The sequence below is a fragment of the Mesorhizobium sp. CNPSo 4661 genome, assembly GCF_057784215.1.
The window spans coordinates 13197-31028 of sequence record NZ_JBWGIO010000023.1 but is presented as its reverse complement, the minus strand read 5'-3'; the positions used below and the strand labels follow the sequence as shown (position 1 = coordinate 31028).

General features: G+C 63.6%; 16 protein-coding genes. 7 read left to right on the top strand and 9 right to left on the bottom strand.

Going from position 1 to position 17832, the window contains the following annotated elements:
- Positions 1-9: 9 nt before the first annotated feature.
- A complete protein-coding gene (locus tag AC0YKC_RS28530; RefSeq protein ID WP_488513497.1) occupies positions 10-1635 on the bottom strand; it encodes a benzoate-CoA ligase family protein in 1626 nt (541 codons plus the stop codon).
- 248 nt (positions 1636-1883) lie between these two features.
- Between AC0YKC_RS28530 and AC0YKC_RS28525 the strand changes: the two genes are divergently transcribed.
- Positions 1884-2714: an alpha/beta hydrolase gene (locus tag AC0YKC_RS28525; protein ID WP_320295685.1), complete on the top strand. Its 831-nt coding sequence runs from the start codon at positions 1884-1886 to the stop codon at positions 2712-2714.
- 120 nt (positions 2715-2834) lie between these two features.
- Here the strand turns inward: AC0YKC_RS28525 and AC0YKC_RS28520 are convergent, their stop codons facing one another.
- Genes AC0YKC_RS28520 through AC0YKC_RS28500 form a run of 5 tightly spaced genes read right to left on the bottom strand, consistent with a single transcriptional unit; the run spans position 2835 to position 8242 of the window.
- Positions 2835-4040, bottom strand: a complete 1206-nt coding sequence (locus tag AC0YKC_RS28520; RefSeq protein WP_488513496.1) for a molybdopterin molybdotransferase MoeA — start codon at positions 4038-4040, stop codon at positions 2835-2837.
- Positions 4040-4519 (bottom strand): cyclic pyranopterin monophosphate synthase MoaC, encoded by a 480-nt coding sequence (gene moaC, locus AC0YKC_RS28515; protein ID WP_320295683.1) that lies wholly within the window; start codon positions 4517-4519, stop codon positions 4040-4042. Before moaC ends, AC0YKC_RS28520 begins: the two co-directional genes overlap by 1 nt.
- A 2-nt stretch (positions 4520-4521) precedes the next feature.
- Complete coding sequence (gene trpC, locus AC0YKC_RS28510; protein WP_488513495.1) at positions 4522-5334, bottom strand: indole-3-glycerol phosphate synthase TrpC; 813 nt, start codon at positions 5332-5334, stop codon at positions 4522-4524.
- A 5-nt stretch (positions 5335-5339) separates the two neighbouring features.
- Entirely contained in the window at positions 5340-6350 is a 1011-nt protein-coding gene (gene trpD / locus AC0YKC_RS28505; RefSeq protein ID WP_488513494.1) for an anthranilate phosphoribosyltransferase, read from the bottom strand.
- The gene (locus AC0YKC_RS28500; RefSeq protein ID WP_488513493.1) at positions 6347-8242 is read right to left on the bottom strand and encodes a peptidylprolyl isomerase; all 1896 of its coding nucleotides are present in this window, start codon (positions 8240-8242) and stop codon (positions 6347-6349) included. Before AC0YKC_RS28500 ends, trpD begins: the two co-directional genes overlap by 4 nt.
- A 143-nt stretch (positions 8243-8385) precedes the next feature.
- On the opposite strand from AC0YKC_RS28500, the gene tpiA reads away from it, so the two are divergent.
- The 5 genes from tpiA (at position 8386) to AC0YKC_RS28475 (ending at position 13544) form a co-directional block, all read left to right on the top strand.
- Complete coding sequence (gene tpiA, locus AC0YKC_RS28495; RefSeq protein ID WP_320295679.1) at positions 8386-9153, top strand: triose-phosphate isomerase; 768 nt, start codon at positions 8386-8388, stop codon at positions 9151-9153.
- Positions 9154-9315: 162 nt separating this feature from the next.
- On the top strand, positions 9316-9810 hold the full coding sequence (gene secG, locus AC0YKC_RS28490) for a preprotein translocase subunit SecG (protein WP_488513492.1): 495 nt from the start codon (positions 9316-9318) through the stop codon (positions 9808-9810).
- Between the two features lie 214 nt (positions 9811-10024).
- Complete coding sequence (locus AC0YKC_RS28485) at positions 10025-11155, top strand: L,D-transpeptidase (RefSeq protein WP_434722674.1); 1131 nt, start codon at positions 10025-10027, stop codon at positions 11153-11155.
- Between the two features lie 206 nt (positions 11156-11361).
- Entirely contained in the window at positions 11362-12999 is a 1638-nt protein-coding gene (pyrG, locus tag AC0YKC_RS28480) for a CTP synthase (RefSeq protein ID WP_140642644.1), read from the top strand.
- Positions 12999-13544, top strand: coding sequence for a DUF1697 domain-containing protein (locus AC0YKC_RS28475; RefSeq protein WP_488513491.1), 546 nt, complete (start codon positions 12999-13001; stop codon positions 13542-13544). Before pyrG ends, AC0YKC_RS28475 begins: the two co-directional genes overlap by 1 nt.
- A 79-nt stretch (positions 13545-13623) precedes the next feature.
- Here AC0YKC_RS28475 and AC0YKC_RS28470 read toward each other — a convergent pair whose 3' ends face one another.
- The gene (locus AC0YKC_RS28470; protein WP_488513490.1) at positions 13624-15081 is read right to left on the bottom strand and encodes an NCS1 family nucleobase:cation symporter-1; all 1458 of its coding nucleotides are present in this window, start codon (positions 15079-15081) and stop codon (positions 13624-13626) included.
- Positions 15082-15389: 308 nt separating this feature from the next.
- Here AC0YKC_RS28470 and AC0YKC_RS28465 point away from each other — a divergent pair, with 308 nt between their 5' ends.
- Positions 15390-15692: a DUF982 domain-containing protein gene (locus AC0YKC_RS28465; RefSeq protein WP_320295674.1), complete on the top strand. Its 303-nt coding sequence runs from the start codon at positions 15390-15392 to the stop codon at positions 15690-15692.
- A 553-nt stretch (positions 15693-16245) separates the two neighbouring features.
- On the opposite strand, the gene AC0YKC_RS28460 is transcribed toward AC0YKC_RS28465, so the two are convergent.
- Positions 16246-16557, bottom strand: coding sequence for a DUF3303 domain-containing protein (locus AC0YKC_RS28460; protein ID WP_320295673.1), 312 nt, complete (start codon positions 16555-16557; stop codon positions 16246-16248).
- Between the two features lie 79 nt (positions 16558-16636).
- The gene (locus tag AC0YKC_RS28455) at positions 16637-17728 is read right to left on the bottom strand and encodes a helix-turn-helix transcriptional regulator (RefSeq protein WP_320295672.1); all 1092 of its coding nucleotides are present in this window, start codon (positions 17726-17728) and stop codon (positions 16637-16639) included.
- Positions 17729-17832: the final 104 nt, after the last annotated feature.

Below are 17832 nucleotides of genomic sequence, written 5' to 3'. Positions count from 1 at the left end.
CTTTCTCGCTCAATGGGGCTTTTCGGCGCGCAGGCGGAAGCGCTGGATCTTGCCGGTCTGGGTCTTGGGCAAGGCGGCGATGAACTTCACCGAGCGCGGGTATTTGTAGGGCGCGATCGTTGCCTTGACGTGATCCTGCAGACGCTTGACCGTCGCGGCATCCGGCGCCGCGCCCGGCGCCAGCACGACATGCGCCTCGACGATCTGGCCGCGTTCGGCGTCCTCGGCGCCGATGACGGCGCATTCCGCGACATCCGGATGCGACAGTAGCGCGGCCTCGACTTCCGGCCCGGCAATGTTGTAGCCGGCGCTGACGATCATGTCATCGGAGCGGGCGGCGAAATGGAAGAAGCCGTCTTCGTCCTGCACGAAGGTGTCGCCCGTCAGGTTCCAGCCATCCCGCACATAGTCCTTCTGGCGATCGTCGGCCATGTAGCGGCAGCCTGTCGGCCCACGCACCGCCAGCCTTCCCGTCGCGCCATGCGGCAACTCGCGCATCTCCTCGTCGACGATGCGCGCCTCGTAGCCGCCCACCGGCTTGCCGGTCGATGCGGGCTTCATGTCGTCGAAGCGATTGGAGATGAAGATATGCAGCATCTCGGTGGCGCCGATGCCGTCCAGAATCGGCTTGCCGGTCTTTCGCGTCCACTCTTCGAAGACGGGAGCGGGCAACGTTTCGCCGGCAGACACGGCGACGCGCAGCGAAGACAGGTCAGCGCCTTCGTCCATGGCCTTGAGCATCGCCCTGTAGGCCGTCGGCGCCGTGAAGGAGATGGTCGCCCTGTAGGTCTCGATGATGTGGATCATGTTGGGCGGCGTCGCCTGCTCCAGCAATGTCGCCGCCGCGCCGACGCGGAGCGGGAAAATGGCAAGCCCGCCAAGGCCGAAGGTAAAGGCCAATGGAGGGGAACCGACAAAGACGTCGTCGGGCGTCACCTGGAGGATCTCGCGGGCGTAGGCGTCGGCGATGATCATCAGGTCGCGGTGGAAATGCATGGTCGCCTTCGGCACGCCGGTCGTGCCTGAAGTGAAGCCAAGCAACGCCACGTCGTCGCAGCCGGTGTCGACCGCCTTGAAGGTCACGGGCTTGTCGAGCGCGGCGCGATCGAGCTCCGCGTCATGGTTGGCGGTGCCGTCGAAGCCGATGACCTGCTTGAGGAAGGCGCTCTCCTTGGCGCAGGCCGTCATCTCGTCCATCAGCCGCGTGTCGCAAAGCGCGATGCCGATCTCGGCCTTGTCGACGATCTTGGCCAGTTCGCCGGCGCGCAGCATCGGCATGGTGTTGACGACGACGGCGCCGACCTTGGTGGCGGCCAGCCAGCAGGCAACCATGGCGGGATTGTTCGCCGAACGGATAAGCACCCGGTTGCCCGGCCTCACGCCATAGTTTTCGACCAGCGCATGCGCCAGGCGGCTCGTCCAGTCGGACAATTCCTTATAGGTGCGGCGGCGGCCATTGCCGATGAGCGCGGTGCGATCGCCGAAACCTTTCTCGACCAGCCTGTCGGTCAGTTCGACGCCGGCGTTGAGACGCTCGGGATAGTCGAACCCATCCAGAAGGAAATCCGGCCACTGCTCGGGCGGCGGCAGGTGATCGCGCGTGAACGTGTCGGTATGCGCTGAAGGTCCAAGCATGTAGCCGTCATCCTCCCTGCTTTGCCCAAGGAGGTTTGCCGTACCCGGCCGTACCTTCGTGACACCGCCTTGGGGCGAGCGTGGGCGGGCTTGGGCGTTCGGCAGACCTCCTGTCGTCGGCCGTTCGTAAGGCAGGATCGCACCGGCCCAAATTTGTCTCAAGCCTAAAATGTTTTGGTTCCGGAGCATTGACGTGATCCCTGCAGCCGGCCATTGCTGGATGAAGCTGCGCGTCTTGGGAGGCACGGTTGGTCGAACATCGCATCGCGGATTGGAACAATGCCTATGCCAATGGCGCGAACATCGCGGGTGGCGACCGCTGGCCGGCGGCCTGGGATGGCCCGGCTCAGCAATTCCGCGACAAGCTGGTGGCAGAAGGCAGGGCGCGGCTCGACATCATGTATGGCGAAGCGCCGCGCAACCGGTTCGATCTGTTTCTCCCGACCACCGCGCCAAAGGGGCTCGTCGCGTTCATCCACGGCGGCTACTGGATGGAGTCGCACAAGACCTCCTGGTCGCATCTGGCTGGAGGTGCTGTCGGCCGCGGTTTTGCCGTCGCCATGCCCTCCTACACGCTTTGCCCGCGGACCGGGATCAGTGGCATCGTCAACGAGGTTGCGGCCGCGATCGAGAGGGCGGCAGCGATGATCGATGGTCCGCTGATGCTGACCGGGCACTCGGCCGGCGGACATCTCGCCAGCCGCATGGTGACCGCGGCCTCGCCGCTGTCATCCGATGTGGCGCGACGCATACGCCAGGTCGTTTCGATTTCAGGTCTGCACGACCTTCGGCCGCTGATGTTCACCGCGCTGAACGAGACCTTGAACATCGACGAGCGGGAAGCATTGAGCGAAAGCCCCGCATTGCTTCGGCCCATGCAAGGAACCCGCATCACCTGTTGGGTCGGCGGCGGCGAGCGCTCCGAATTCCTGCGACAGAGCGCGTTGCTCGCCAACATCTGGACCGGGCTCGGCGCTGCAACCCGTTCAGTGGTCGAGCCGGACCGGCATCATTTCGATGTTGTGGATGGGCTCGCCGATCCGGATCATCCCCTGACCCGTACGCTGGTCGACGAGTAGAACTACGATCCACTGCGTCGATGGATCAACGATCGCTTCGCCGACGTGTGAACGATCGACTGCGTCGACGTGTGAACGATCGGCTTCGCTGACGTATCAACGATCGACTGCGTCGACGTATTAGCGCAGCATCAGCACGCTGCATTCGGCGCCGGCTTCCGCGGCAGGCGCGAAGGGCTGGCGCACGATCAGGCCGTTGGCATCGGCGAGCATCCTGAGCATCGAGGAGTCCTGGATGCCGAAAGGAGTCGCGACCAGGGTGCCGGCGTCCTCGCGCACGACGGCGCGCACGTAGTCCTGCCTGAGATCGTTGGCCTGCATCGCGGCGCCCAGCCTGGCCGTTCGCACGTCCTGCCGGTGATCGCGGCCGCCGAGCCTGGCAAGCAGCGGCTTCAGGAAAAGTTGCGAGCAGACGATGCTTGCCACCGGATTGCCAGGCAAGCCGATGCAACGGACATTGCCAAGCCGGCCAAACATCAGCGGCTTGCCGGGGCGCATGGCGACCTTCCAGAAGTCGAGCTTCATGCCTTCGCCGGTCAGCACATCATGGATCAGGTCGTGGTCGCCGACGGAAGCCCCGCCGAGCGTGACGATGACATCAGCTTTTGCCTCGACTGCTTTCCTGACCAGCGCGGCGATCGCCTCTTTCCGGTCGGCGGCGATGCCGAGGTCGAGCGCGCGCGCCTCGACCGACTGGGCGGCGGCGGCAACGCCGTAGGCATTCGACGAAATGATCTGGTCGGGGCCAAGCGTGCTGCCCGGCGGCAACAGTTCGTCGCCGGTGGCGATGATCGCAACCAGCGGCCGGCGCACGACGCTCAAGGCCGGGTGGTTGGCCGAGGCCGCCAGCGAAAGGGCCGCGGCATCGAGCACGCGGCCCTTTTCGAGCAGCACGTCGCCCTGGCCGAAGTCGAGCCCGCGGCGACGGACATTGCGTCCTTCCGCGGTCGGCTCCATCACCTCGATCCGGCGGTTGCCGAGATCGCGGACGTTTTCCTGGATGACAATGGTGTCGGCACCTTCAGGCAGCGGCGCGCCGGTAAAGATGCGCACGGCCTGGCCTTTTCCGACGGTTCCGGAGAAGCCGCGTCCGGCAGGCGCCATGCCCATGACCTCGAGCTCAGCCGGCGCCGAAGCGACATCGGCGAAACGAACGGCGTAGCCGTCCATAGCGGAGGCATTGAACGGCGGCTGCGTGCGCAGCGCCACAACCGGTTCCGCCAGAACCCGCCCAGCCGCTTCGGCGAGCGGAATGCTTTCGCCAGGCAAAGGTGCTGCGCCATCGAGCAGGCGTTCGAGCGCCTCGGCGACCGGGACCAAAGCCATCAGGCATCCACCTTGTAGTCGCCGGACTTGCCGCCGGTCTTCTCGACCAGCCGGATGCCGGAAATGACCATGCCGCGGTCCGCCGCCTTGGCCATGTCGTAGATGGTGAGGCAGGCAACCGAAGCGGCGGTCAGCGCCTCCATCTCGACGCCGGTCTTGCCGGTGACGCGGGCAAGCGCGGTGACCCTGAGGCCGGGCAGCGAACGGTCGGGCTCGATCTCGACGGCAAGTTTTGTCAGAAGCAGCGGATGACAGAGCGGGATCAGCTCATGCGTCTTCTTCGCGGCCATGATGCCGGCGATACGGGCCGTGCCCAGCACATCGCCCTTCTTGGCGTCGCCGGCGAGAATTATCTCCAGCGTTTCGGACCGCATCGAGACAAAACCTTCGGCGATCGCCGTGCGCGTCGTCTCGGCCTTGTCGCCGACATCGACCATGTTGGCTTCGCCCTTTGCGCCAAGATGGGTGAGGGCAGGCATCCTCAAACGGCCTCGGCCGGCGCCTTGCCCGTCAGCAGAAGCTCGGTCGCGGCAGCCACATCGGCCTGCCGCATCAGGCTCTCGCCGACCAGGAAAGTGGCGATCTTGCTCTTCTCCAGCCGGCGGCAGTCCTGATGCGTGAAGATACCGCTTTCGCTGACCAGCAGCCGGTCCGCCGGCACCATGGCCGCCAGCCGCTCCGAAACATCGAGGCTGGTCACGAAGGTCCGCAAATCGCGGTTGTTGATGCCGATCAGCCGTGACGAGAGGCGAAGCGCCCGCTCCATTTCCTTTTCGTCATGCACCTCGACCAGCGCGTCCATGCCGAGTTCGAAGGCGGTCGCTTCAAGGTCCCTGGCCAGCGCGTCGTCGACGCTCGCCATGATGATCAGGATCGCGTCTGCGCCCCAGGCGCGCGCTTCGAATACCTGATAGGGATCGAACAGAAAATCCTTGCGCAGGGCCGGCAGGCGTACCGCTGCCCGCGCCGCCGTCAGGAATTCCGGCGCGCCCTGGAAGGACGGCGCGTCGGTCAGCACCGAAAGGCAGGCCGCGCCACCTTTCTGATAGGCCCTGGCCAGCGCCGGCGGATCGAAATCGGCGCGGATCAGGCCCTTTGAAGGGCTGGCCTTCTTGATTTCGGCGATCAGCGCGAAACCGCCCTCCCGGCGCTTGGCTTCCAGCGCCGCGAGGAAGCCGCGTGGCGGCTCGGCGTCCCTGGCCTTCATCTTGATTTCGGCCAGCGGCGCGGCGAGCTTCGCCGCGGCGATCTCGTCGCGCTTATAGGCTTCGATCTTGCGCAGGATGTCCGACAAGGGCCTTATCCGTTCGAAATCTCGATCAGCTTATCGAGCACGCCAAGCGCGCGGCCGCTATCGATCGCTTGCGCCGCCGCCGCAATGCCGTCGGCCAGCGTCGTCACCTTGCCGGCCACGACCAGCCCGGCGCCGGCATTCATCAGCACCGTATCGCGATAGGCGCCGGCGACGCCGCTGAGCATATCGCGCAGTTCCTTGGCATTGTAGGCCGCGTCGCCGCCGCGAAGCTCTTCCTTTGTGTGCCGCTTCAGTCCGACGGCTTCCGGCGTCAGGGCGAAGCTGCGGATCTCGCCGCCGGCAAGCTCGGCAACCTGGGTCTCGCCCGTCGTGGTGATCTCGTCATAGCCGTCGCCATGGACGACCCAGGCGTGGTCGGCGCCCAGTGCCTTCAACGTCTCGGCCACCGGCATGATCCACTCAGGCAGGAAGACGCCGACCATCTGGCGGCTGACGCCGGCAGGGTTCGACAGCGGCCCGAGCAGGTTGAAAATGGTGCGCGTGCCGAGCTCGACGCGGGTCGGCCCGACATGCTTCATCGCGGGATGATGCGCCGGCGCGAACATGAAGCCGACGCCGGCCTCGTGGATGCAGCGGCCGATCATTTCAGGCGAGATATCGATCTTGACGCCCAGCGCCGTCAGCACATCGGCGGAGCCGGTCAGCGAGGACAGGCCGCGATTGCCATGCTTGGCGACCGGCACGCCGGCGGCGGCAATGACGAAGGCCGAAGCGGTCGAGATGTTGACCGAATGCGAATTGTCGCCGCCTGTGCCGACGATGTCGATGGCGCCTTGCGGCGCCTCCACCTTCAGCATCTTGGCGCGCATCGTGGCGACGGCGCCGGATATTTCGCCCACCGTCTCGCCGCGCACGCGCAGCGCCATCAGGAAGCCGCCGATCTGGCCGGGCGTCGCATCGCCCGACATGATGATGTCGAACGCCTCGCGCGCTTCGTCGAAGGAAAGCGCGGTGCCGGTGGCGACCTTGGCTATGTGTGTCTTCAGAGCGCTCATCGTGTCTGTGCTTGCGAAACGGCGTTCGGATCGATGCGAACGCCATATTGCGACTGCAACTGCGCCACCAGCTGGTCGAGCAGGTCGTCGGACATGCCGGCGCCGAAGGATTTCTGCGCGTCGTCCGGCACCGCGCTGCCATCGGCGCCTGCCGGCTCGAAGACCTCGGCGACCTTGAACAGGATCTGGCCGTCGCCGGTGGGCGAGGGGATCAAACCGGTGCCGCCTTCGCCGACGCCAAACATAGCCGCGGCGCCTTCCTTGCCGAAATCGGCATCGTCGGCTTCGCGCTTCAGGCCGCGCTTGGTCTGTTTGTCGAGCTTAAGCTCGCCGGCGATGACGTCGAGCGTGGTGCCGGCCTTGAGGCGTTTTTCCAGTTCCTGAGCCTTCGCGTCGAGCCGCTTGTCGGTCTCGGCCTCCGTCCAGTCGGCCGCGACCTTCTTGCGGACTTCGTCCAGCGTGCGGTCGCGCGCCGGCGTGATCGACTGCACTTCGTAGAAGACGAAGCCATTGTCAGCGGTAGTCAGGCCCTCGTTCTCGGTATTGGGCTCCGCCGCGAACACAGACTTGATCAGCTCCGCCGATTCCGGCAGGTCGTTGACGATGGTGCCGTCCGGCCGCTGGCCGGTACGGTCGATGGCGTCGACGGTGACGACCTTGAGCTTCAGCTTGTCGGCGGCCTGGGCAAGCGAGGCGCCCGATGCGCGGGTGTCCTCATAGCTGTCATGCACGTCGAGCAGGATGCGGCTTGCTTCGCCGAGCGCCAGGTCCTTGCGGATCTGGTCCGACACTTCCGAAAGCGGCTTCACCACCTGCGGCTTGATCTCGGTGACGCGCAGGAGCACCGGACCGAAGGCGCCCTGGACGACGTGGCTCACCTCGTTGGCATTGAGCGAGAAAGCCGCATCGGCGACCGCCTTGTCGGCGATCTTGTCCTTGGCCAGCGTGCCGAGCACCGTGTCGGCCTGCGTCTTTCCTTCGGCGGTGACGAGCTTGTCGAAAGTGGCGCCTGCCTTCAGCGAATCGTAGGCCGCCTTGGCCGCATCCGGCGTCTTGAACACCAGCTGCTCGATGGTGCGCATCTCGGGCGTCGTGTAGCGCGCGATGTTCTTGTTGTAATCGTCCTTTACCTGCTGGTCGCTCACCGCGGACGGATCCATGATGTCCTGCGGCTCCAGCCGGACGTAGGAGAACTTGCGGTATTCCGGCGCGGCGTAGTTCTTCTTGTTGGCGTCGAAATAGGCGTTGAGGGCGCTGTCGGACGGCGCCTCGATCGGCTGCGCCAGCGTCTTCGGCAGCACGAGATAGTCGATGGTGCGATCCTCGCCGCGATAGAGCGAGACCGCCTTCAGGAAGGTCTGCGGAACCTTGAGTCCGTCGGAAATTGCCTCGACGATCTGCTGACGCACGGCCACCTGCGCACGGTTCTTGAGATAGTCTTCAGGCCGCATGCCCAGCTGGCGCAAGAGATATTCGAAGGTCCGGCGATCGAACTGGCCGTTGGGCCCTTTGAAAGCCGGATCCTCACGCGTCAGTTCGGCCAGCCGGTCCTTGGAAAGGCCGAGCCCGAGCTTGCGCGCCTGCTCGTCGAGCACGGCGCCCGAAACGAGCTGCGCCAGCACCTGGTTGTCGACACCGAGCAGCTTGGCCTGTTCCTGGGTGACGCGCTGGCCATATTGCTGCGACAGAAGGCTGAGCTGGCGGTCATAAGCGAGGCGGTACTCGTTGATCGAGACCTCCGTGCCGCCGGCGGTGATCACCGCGTGATGGCCTCCCAGCACGCCGCCCACCATGCGCGTGGTGGCGCCCCAGGCGAGGAAACTAACCACCAGCAAGGACAGCAACGCCTTCGCGACCCAGGTGCCCGCCGCGCTTCTCAATATACCAAGCATGCATACTTCCGATTTTTGCGCATTTTCGCGTGCGCCGAGTTTGAAACAAGCGCAATAGCGCCCTTCCGGTCCACTGTCGATTGCTTTGTGACCTGATTTTGGTAGTGAGGGCGCTGCTTAATGTCGCTCGGAGAACGCGCCCCATGACCCCTGGAATCCGCCCGCTTGTCGCTGGCAACTGGAAAATGAATGGCACCAGCGCCTCGCTCAATGAGCTGCGGTCGATCGGCAACGGGTTCATGAGCGGACTCGACGCGGAGACCGAAGCGGTGGTGTGCGTGCCGGCGACCTTGCTCCAGCGCGCCGCCGAGATCCTGTCGCGCACGCCGGTGCGGGCTGGCGGAGAGGATTGCCATCCCAAGGAGAGCGGCGCCTTTACAGGCGAGATTTCGGCCGAGATGCTCAAAGATGCCGGCGCGAGCCACGTCATCGTCGGCCATTCCGAGCGCCGCGAGCTGTTCGGCGAAGACGATGCAATGGTCCATGCCAAGGCATCGGCGGCCTGGCGGGCAGGGCTGGTTGCCATCATCTGCATCGGCGAGACGCGCGCCGAGCGCGAGGCAGGCGCCACGCTCGATGTCCTGTCGCGCCAGCTTGACGGCTCCGTGCCGGCGAGCGCCACTCCCGCCAACACCATCATCGCCTACGAGCCGGTCTGGGCCATCGGCACCGGCCTGACCCCGACCGCCGCCGATGTCGCCGAGGCACATGCGCACATCCGGGGCAAGCTGACCGGGTTGCTCGGCGATGCCGCGGCCAGGATGCGCATTCTCTATGGCGGGTCGGTCAAGCCGTCCAACGCGGTGGAACTGCTCGGCGTCGAGAATGTCGATGGCGCGCTCGTCGGCGGCGCCAGCCTCAAGGCAGCGGACTTCCTAGCCATCGCGGAAGCTTACATGAACATGGCTTAGAGACCGTCTCCGCAGGCTGGCGCGGCCTAAATCGTTGTAATGGCCGCATTGCTTCCCATATTCCCGGCCACGGGCTTGGAAATGCCGCCAAAGCATTGTAAGGAGCCGCCTCCAAATCATCGGTCGTATGCGCGGTCGCGCAAGGCCTCGCCAGGATAAATTATGGAAACCGTACTGATCGTCGTCCACCTCATGGTCGTGCTCGCCCTAGTCGGCGTGGTGCTGCTGCAGCGCTCCGAAGGCGGCGGCCTGGGCATCGGCGGCGGTTCCGGTTTCATGACGGCGCGGGGTGCCGCCAACGCGCTGACCCGCGCCACCGCGATCCTGGCGGCGGCCTTCTTCGTGACGTCGCTGGCGCTGTCGATCATTGCCCGCTACGGCGAGAAGCCGATCGACATCCTCGATCGTCCGGCGACGTCGAGCCAGGGCAACGGCGTGCTCAACCAGCTGCCGGGCTCCAATGGGCCGGTGGGCACCTCCAAGTCAGCGGCTCCGGCCGGCGGCACGACGACCACCACGCCGCTTGCCAATGGCACCACCGCGCCGGCTCCGGCCACAACGCCTGCCCCGGCAGCACCGGCGACCGCGAATCCAACCACGCCGCCGGCGACCAACGGCGTCACCTTGCCGGTCACCCCGCAGGTTCCGAACCAGTAGCCGGTAAAGCACCGGGCCGCGATCTGTTGTTCTTTGAACACAGTCGCGGCAAATGCGCGTCCGATCACGAAGATTCAACCGGGCGTAGCGCCTGCCTCAGCTTGAGGCGATGACGGCTAATCGATTATAGATTGCGCGCGGCACTTTTCGGCGTCCTTGGGGGGCGCCGGGCGACGCCGTGGGCAACTTGCTTTTGAACGATCGGATCTTCGCCATGCAGCTTCGCAGCTTCATCCTTCTGGGAGTCTGTGCCGTCCTCGGCATGGGTTCCGCGGCCATCGCCGGACCGGCAAACATGGTCTCTTCACCGTCGGTAGAGAAGACCGACGCAATTCCCGTTGTCGCCGCCAAGAGCGACGCGTCGCAGCTGAAGCTTCTCAAGAAGAAGAAAACCCCTTCCTCGGACGATCTCGCGCAGATCAGCAAGCTCGAGGCCAGGATCGCCGCCGACAAGCAGGCGGCGCAGGATAAGGCGCTCGAGGCTCGCAAATTGGCAATGCGCGAGGCTGCCAAGGCCAAGGCTGACGCGGCGCGCCAGGAATGGCTCGCGAAGAAGGGTACGGCCGCGCCGGCTGAAGTCGCCGATGCCAAGCCGGCCAAGAAGACCACCAAGATCATCGCGCCGCTGGAGCCGGTCGCGCCGGTCATCCCGGTCAATGCCGAGGAGCCTATCCCGGCTGAGGCCATGAACATCGCCACCACCGGCAACGATGGTGAACTGCGCAGTGAGCAGCCCGGCCAAAAGCAGACGAGCAGCGGCGGCCTGTTCGACGGCCTCTTCGGCGGCGGCGCCCGGACGACTTCGATCAGCTACCTGCCCGAGACCCGCGCGCTCGATTCGGCGCTGGCCAAGAAGGACGCCAAGCGGCCTTTCAAGGTGAAGCCGGAATTCGTGCCGCAGGACGTTGCGTTCTCGGGTTATGAGCCGGGCACGATCGTCATCGATACCAGTGCTCGTCGCCTCTACCTCGTCGAGAGCTTTTCGACGGCGCGGCGCTATGCCATCGCGGTCGGTCGCGAAGGCCTGCAGTTCAAGGGCACCGTGGCTGTCGGCGACAAGCAGGAATGGCCGCGCTGGATCCCGACGCTCGACATGCAGAAGCGCGAGCCGAAGCATTACGGCCAGTACAAGGACGGCATGAACGGCGGTGGCCAGAACCCGCTCGGCGCACGCGCCATCTACCTCTATGACGGCAAGAAGGACACGCATCTGCGCATCCATGGCACGATTGCTCCCCAGTCGATCGGAACCAGCGCCTCCAACGGCTGCTTCCGCATGATCAACGAGCACGTCATGGACCTCTACAGCCGCGTCAGGATCGGCACCAAGGTTGTGATTATCTAACGACCTTCATCAAACTGCCGAAAGGGCCGGCATCGCCGGCCCTTTTGTTTTGAATCTTGTTTTGATGCATGTCGTTCCCCCAAACCGCTTTGTGCTTTTGGGCAACATGCTTCGCAAAGGCTCCTCGGGAGCACCGGCGCCATTTTTGGGAAAAAGCCTTCGCGGCGGTTTTTTCTCTGGCGGAATCAATCAGGCCGCGTTAAGCGATGACTCCCATGGCGCGATATGTATTCATCACAGGCGGCGTGGTTTCCTCACTCGGAAAAGGCATCGCCGCAGCAGCTCTTGGGGCTCTTCTGCAAGCGCGGGGCTATCGCGCGCGGATCAAAAAGCTCGATCCTTATCTCAATGTCGACCCCGGGACGATGTCGCCATACCAGCATGGCGAAGTGTTCGTGACCGATGACGGGGCCGAGACCGATCTCGATCTCGGCCATTACGAGCGCTTCACCGGGCGCTCGGCAAACCAGCAGGACAACATCACCACCGGCCGCATCTACAAGAATATCATCGAGCGCGAGCGGCGCGGCGACTATCTCGGTGCGACCGTGCAGGTGATCCCGCACGTCACCGACGAGATCAAGCATTTCGTGCTGGACGGCAATGACGACTACGACTTCGTGCTGTGCGAGATCGGCGGCACGGTCGGCGACATCGAGGCGATGCCGTTCCTGGAAGCGATCCGTCAGCTCGGCAACGACCTGCCCCGCAACAACGCGGTCTATGTGCATCTGACGCTGATGCCCTACATCCCGACGGCCGGCGAATTGAAGACAAAACCGACGCAGCATTCGGTCAAGGAACTGCGCGGCATCGGGATCGCGCCCGACATCCTTCTGGTGCGCGCCGACCGGCCGATCCCGAAGGAAGAGCGCCGGAAACTTTCGCTGTTCTGCAACGTGCGCGAAAGCGCCGTCATCCAGGCGCTGGACGTGCCGCATATCTACGACGTGCCTTTGGCCTATCACCAGGAAGGCCTCGATTCGGAGGTGCTGGCGGCCTTCGGCATCGACCCGGCGCCGAAACCGCGCATGGAGCCGTGGCAAAAGCTCTCCAACCACATCCACAATCCGGAAGGCGAGGTGACCATCGCCATCGTCGGCAAATACACCGGCCTCAAGGACGCCTACAAATCGCTGATCGAGGCGCTGTCGCATGGCGGCCTCGCCAATCGCGTCAAGGTCAAGCTCGACTGGATCGAAAGCGAGATCTTCGAGAAGGAAGATCCCGCGCCGTGGCTGGAGAAGGTGCATGGCATCCTCGTTCCCGGCGGTTTTGGCGAGCGCGGCTCCGAAGGCAAGATCCTGGCGGCAAAGTTCGCGCGCGAGCGCAAGGTGCCTTATTTCGGCATCTGCTTCGGCATGCAGATGGCCTGCATCGAGGCGGCCCGCTCGCTGGCTGGTGTCGACCATGCTTCGTCGACCGAGTTCGGCCCGACCGACGAGCCGGTCGTCGGCCTGATGACCGAGTGGCTGAAGGGCAATATGCTCGAGAAGCGCAGGGTCACCGGCGATCTTGGCGGCACCATGCGGCTCGGCGCCTACCAGGCCGAGCTCGCCAAGGGCTCGAAAATAGCTGATATCTACGGCGACACGCAGATTTCCGAGCGCCACCGGCACCGCTACGAAGTCAACATCGACTACAAGCAGCGGCTCGAGGATTGCGGTCTGGTGTTTGCCGGCATGTCGCCCGACGGCGTGTTGCCGGAGACGGTCGAATATCCTGATCATCCCTGGTTCATCGGGGTGCAGTATCACCCCGAGCTGAAGAGCCGTCCGCTCGACCCGCATCCGCTGTTCGCGAGCTTTATTTCGGCCGCCGTGGATCAGTCCCGCCTCGTTTGATGCAAACCTATGTCGCGCTGCTCTACAGCATCATCCTGAGCGAGGGGCGGCGCGTGGTCATGGCCGACCTGAAGGCCATGGCTGAAAGCCTCGGGCTGAAAAACGTCCGCACGCTGGTCGCGACCGGCAATCTCGTGTTCGAGGCTCGGGCGGGCGAAGTCCCGAAGCTCGAGCAGCGGCTGGAAAAAGCCTTCGAAAAGACCTTCGGCCGGCATGTCGACATCATCGTGCGCGGCGCCGAGGACTGGCTGAAGCTTGCCGCCGGCAATCCATTCCCGGCTGAATCGGCGGAAGCTGCCGATCAGGTCGCGGTGCGCGTGATGCGCGAAAGGGTGCCTGAGGAAGCTGCAGCCAGTCTTGCCACCTACGCCGCCAAAGATGAAAAAGTGCTTTTGGTCGACGGCGATATCTGGCTCGTCTTTTCGCGCGAGCGGCCGAGTTCGCGGTTGCTTGCCGCTTCCAATCACAAGCGCATGGGCGTCGGCACGTCGCGCAACTGGAACACGGTGCGGCGGCTGGCGGAGATGGTAGGCAGTAGGCAGTAGGCAGTAGGCAGTAGGCAGTAGGCAGTAGGCAGTAGGTGGCATTCTCTATTGCCTAATTCCTACTGCCTACTGCCTTGTTTCAAGCCTTCGCCATCTTTGCCCCGGCACCGAGCGCCATGGTGCGCAGCACGTAGTAGACGGCGCCGGCGATCGCCACGCCGAAGAACCAGCCATAGACACCCCACCAGGACGGCAGCCAGTTGGTGAAGTTGGGCAGGATCGAGGAGAAGATGGCGCCGATGCCGGCGGCGATGAAGGCGTTGACGTGCCAGCCGCTCTGGAAGCGGAATTCGCCCTCCTCGCGGTAGAGCGCCTCGACGTCGACCTCGCTTTTGCGGATCAGGTAGTAGTCGACCATCATGACGCCGAAGATCGGGCCCATCGTCGCGCCGATGATGTTGACGAAGGAAGCAGCGCTGCCTTCCCACGGCGCGAAGGGATAAAGCACCAGGGCGATCAGCGCCGCGATATAGCCGCCCTTCTTAAAGTCGATCTGGCGCGGGAAGACGTTGGAGAAATCGAAGGCCGGCGAGACGAAATTCGCCACGACATTGATGCCCAGCGTCGCAACCGCGAAGGTGAGCGCGGCGAGAGCGGCCAGGAACCAGCTGTCGAACTTGGCCGAGATCTGGTCGGGGTGGAGCAGCACCTCGTGGTAGACGTCATAGGCGGCAATCGTGGTGACGCCGGCGACGAGCGAGAACAGGATGAGGTTGACCGGCAGGCCCCAGATGTTTCCCTTGCGCAATGACGCCTGGTCGGGCGCGTAGCGGGCGAAGTCGCAGAAATTGAGATAGAGCGCCGAGAAATAGGTCACCCAGATCGCCGCCACCGCGAACAATGACGTCCAGGAGCCCGGCGTTCCCGGCACGCCTGCATCCTTGGTCTTTTCAAGAAGCACGTCCATCGGGATGTCGCTGGTGAAGGCGAACGTCCCCGACTTCACGCAGAGATAAATGGCCAGAAGCAGCATCATCACCCACACAGCGGGGCCGGCCCAGTCCTGGAAGCGGCGCACGGTTTCCATGCCCTTCTGGATGATCAGCAGTTGCAGCGCCCAGATGATGACGAAGCAGATCACCTCCAGGGTCGAATGTCCCAGAAGATGCGAGCTCTTGTTGAACTCGTCGAACCATGGCAGCCGCGTCAGCAGCGCCACGATCGCGCCGGAGGCGGCGGCGGTCTGGGCGCCGTACCAGAAGCAGGCGACGATGGCGCGCACCAGCGCCGGGACGTTGGCGCCCCAGATGCCGAAGGAGGCGCGGGCAAGCACGGGGTAGGGCACGCCGGTCTTCACGCCAGCATAGCCGACCATGTTCATCAGCGCGTAGATGATCAGCGAGCCGATGCCGATGGCGATGATGAAATTGACGAAACCGCCGCAGAACAAAAACAGGCTTGCCGCCAGGTAGTAGCCCCAGAGGCTGTGGACGTCCGAGGTCCAGACGTTGAAGATCGAAAACGGTCCCCAGTTCCTGACCGTTGCGGGAGCCAGATCCTCATTGTAGAGGTCAGGCGATGCGCCTTGAATGGTCATTGCAAGTGTTCCCCTTTTTGCAAAACGCGCCCTCACGCGTTTGACCGGGGAGGTTAAGCCTGACCCAGGGGAACCGGCAAGCAACCCATTTGCCGGCTTTCGCCTTAAAGATATTCAATGAGAATCGCCGTTATCGCCGATCCGAGGCTCATCGATTTTGAGTCGCTGTGTTGCTCTTTCCCGCATAGCGGGCGCTGGTTGGTCGGTTCCAAAACTTTTCCGACAGCAACCAAATTTGTTTGGAACCGATCCGCGAGACGTGCGTTTAATGAAGTTCGGCTGCTCTGCGGCCGACCGGGAGGATAATCATGGATCGCTTGCATTTCTTTACCCCAGTGCGAATTGCGCGTGGGCAGGGATACCCTGTGGAGGAAGTCGATAGCGTCTCCGAGGCGATGGTGTTCCTGCGGAAGTGGCCAACGGGAAGACGCGGCCCGGTGTATCAATGCGCCCTGAATTGCTGCGCGGCAGCTATGTCGGGCAAGATGTCGGCCGAGGAAGCGCGGAAAGCCTTTGTCGGCTTTGCCCGTATCACCCGGCTGCTCGACGACGACATGGCGCTGCCGCTGGGCGGCGCGTCGACGGATAATGTCTACGCCTTGAGGCGTTAGGGCAGCCGGTATTCGCAAGATCGACAACGCCGCGCCTGACTGGCGCGGCGGGTATTCTGTTGTTCTGCACCGGTCCTGACAGGGCCGGGATGTCTCCCAGCGCTTTGTCTGTTCCGTGCAGTTCCTGGGCACCCGGTAGGAAATCGCCGCGAAATCGCTTATGTGAGCGCGATGCCCATCAACAGCACCGGGGCAGTCGCCTGAGCATTCTGTTCAGCACACCCGACCCGCGATACAGTCCGAAACAAAGGGCACACTGGTGGGCGATATGAGCCAAGACACCGATTCGGGACCCATTGCCGTCGATATGACGGCCACGAACCGACTGCCGGCGCGGCGTCCGGAGTTGATGCGGGTCGTAACGCGATGAACGCATGCAGGCTCTTCTCCGCTCCACGATGTGATGGGCATAAGATGACAGTCGCGCCCGGTGGTCAGACCCAGAATGTCTGCAATGCGCGTCATGTCAGCTGTAGAACCGAGTCCTGCCCGCCACTGAAAGCAGACACTAGGAGAAGCGTGCGGTCAGAATGCGCCGCCTCGTTGTCACCGCTCATGAAGGAAGTTCATCCCGCCATTTGATGGCTTCCATCTCGACGCGGACCGCGTCCTGAACATCAATGACCTGATGGACGTCGAATTGGAACGCCGGGAAGGTCGAACACATTTTGTGGACTATCAACGGGTCATCTGCCTCGATCAGCATGCTACCACCCCATTCGCCCACCCGCGCCACGAAGGCATGCACGTTGACTTCGCTGGGTATCTCCCAGTGCTGGAAGATTTTCAGGATGCGCTTTTGGACGTTCTCGTATTCAACCGCCGATCCCTGTGGCCTCTCGCTCCAATTTACGAGGTATTTCATAATCTCCTCCTCTCTCTAGTGTTGGTGTGTTAGCTTCTGTTTGGAACGCATGTTTGCAGCTTGTGCCGGACATACCTTCTCAGCTCGGCACAAGCCTTGCCAGCAGCGACACCAGTTCGGACTGTCGATGAGTTCCGGTTTTCGCAAAAACCGCTTTCAATTGGTTGCGCGCTGTCTGGTACGAGATCTGGCATTTGGCGGCTGCAGCCTCCAGCGTGTCGCCGCTTGAAAGCATGGCTGCCAGCCTCGCTTCCGCCGATGTCAGCGAGAAGGACGTCTGAAGGTGAATCTCCGGCGGCTGTCGCTTCGCGTCTGGATCCACCAGGATTACGACCGCTTGGCATGGAGCGAGCGAATTGTACGTGACGTTCGCCACGCGGAGGGGGTAGGCAATCAGCGGGCGCCCTCGCGCCCTTGGCAACGATGCAGGAGGCATTGATGAGGCGAGATGGGGACTCCGCAAGAGCACATGGAGCGCCGCGTTCAGGGCGTTCGTCGCATCTTTGTCGATCGAGGCCAAATGGCGGCCGTTGGTCACGAGGTCGCGGGCCTGCAGGGACTCCGCAGCGCCGTTCATGCGCAGCACAGTCCCGTCGTTGCCAATCATGACGGCGGCCGTGCCGCTCGCGCTGAAAGCGTCCAGTGCCGCGTCCGCGCGCGCAAGGCCGAGCATCGTGGCAAGCGCAGCAACAGATCCGATACGATCAGACAGGACCTTCAGGCCTTGAAGTTCCTCTCGAGAGAACGGCCCTTGCGCGATGGATCTCTGCAAGGACAGAGACCAGAAGGCGTCGCCGGCCGCGATCTTGACGAGGGCGCACCACCGCAGCCCGCACGGGGCGAGGAATTCCTGGAAATACGGATGCCTGGCGACATCGTCCGACGTCATAAGATCCTCGTCCGTCGCCACTCCGCGGGAACGCAGAAACGGGACCAGACGGAAGCGCTCGTCGCGCTCAAGCCATCCGTCCTTGACGTAAACCTCAAAAGACCGAGCAACCGAGCGGGTGCGCGGCAGGATCGGCAGATGACGATCTACATCGAACAGCAGCGCGCCGAAGCTTCCGGTGGCCTGTGCGACCCGTTCCATCGCCTCGTCCCAGCGCGTCGGATCGACAGCCGCCTCGACCAGGCTGGCTTCGATCGCCGCAAAATCGAAAGCTGCAGACATCACCACTCCCGGCCACGGGCCTCGTGCATGGCGCTATTTAAGAATGCGCTAATATTTTGGGCTCCGCCTCCTCCATTCAGTTGAGAAATCGGCGAGTTTTTTCT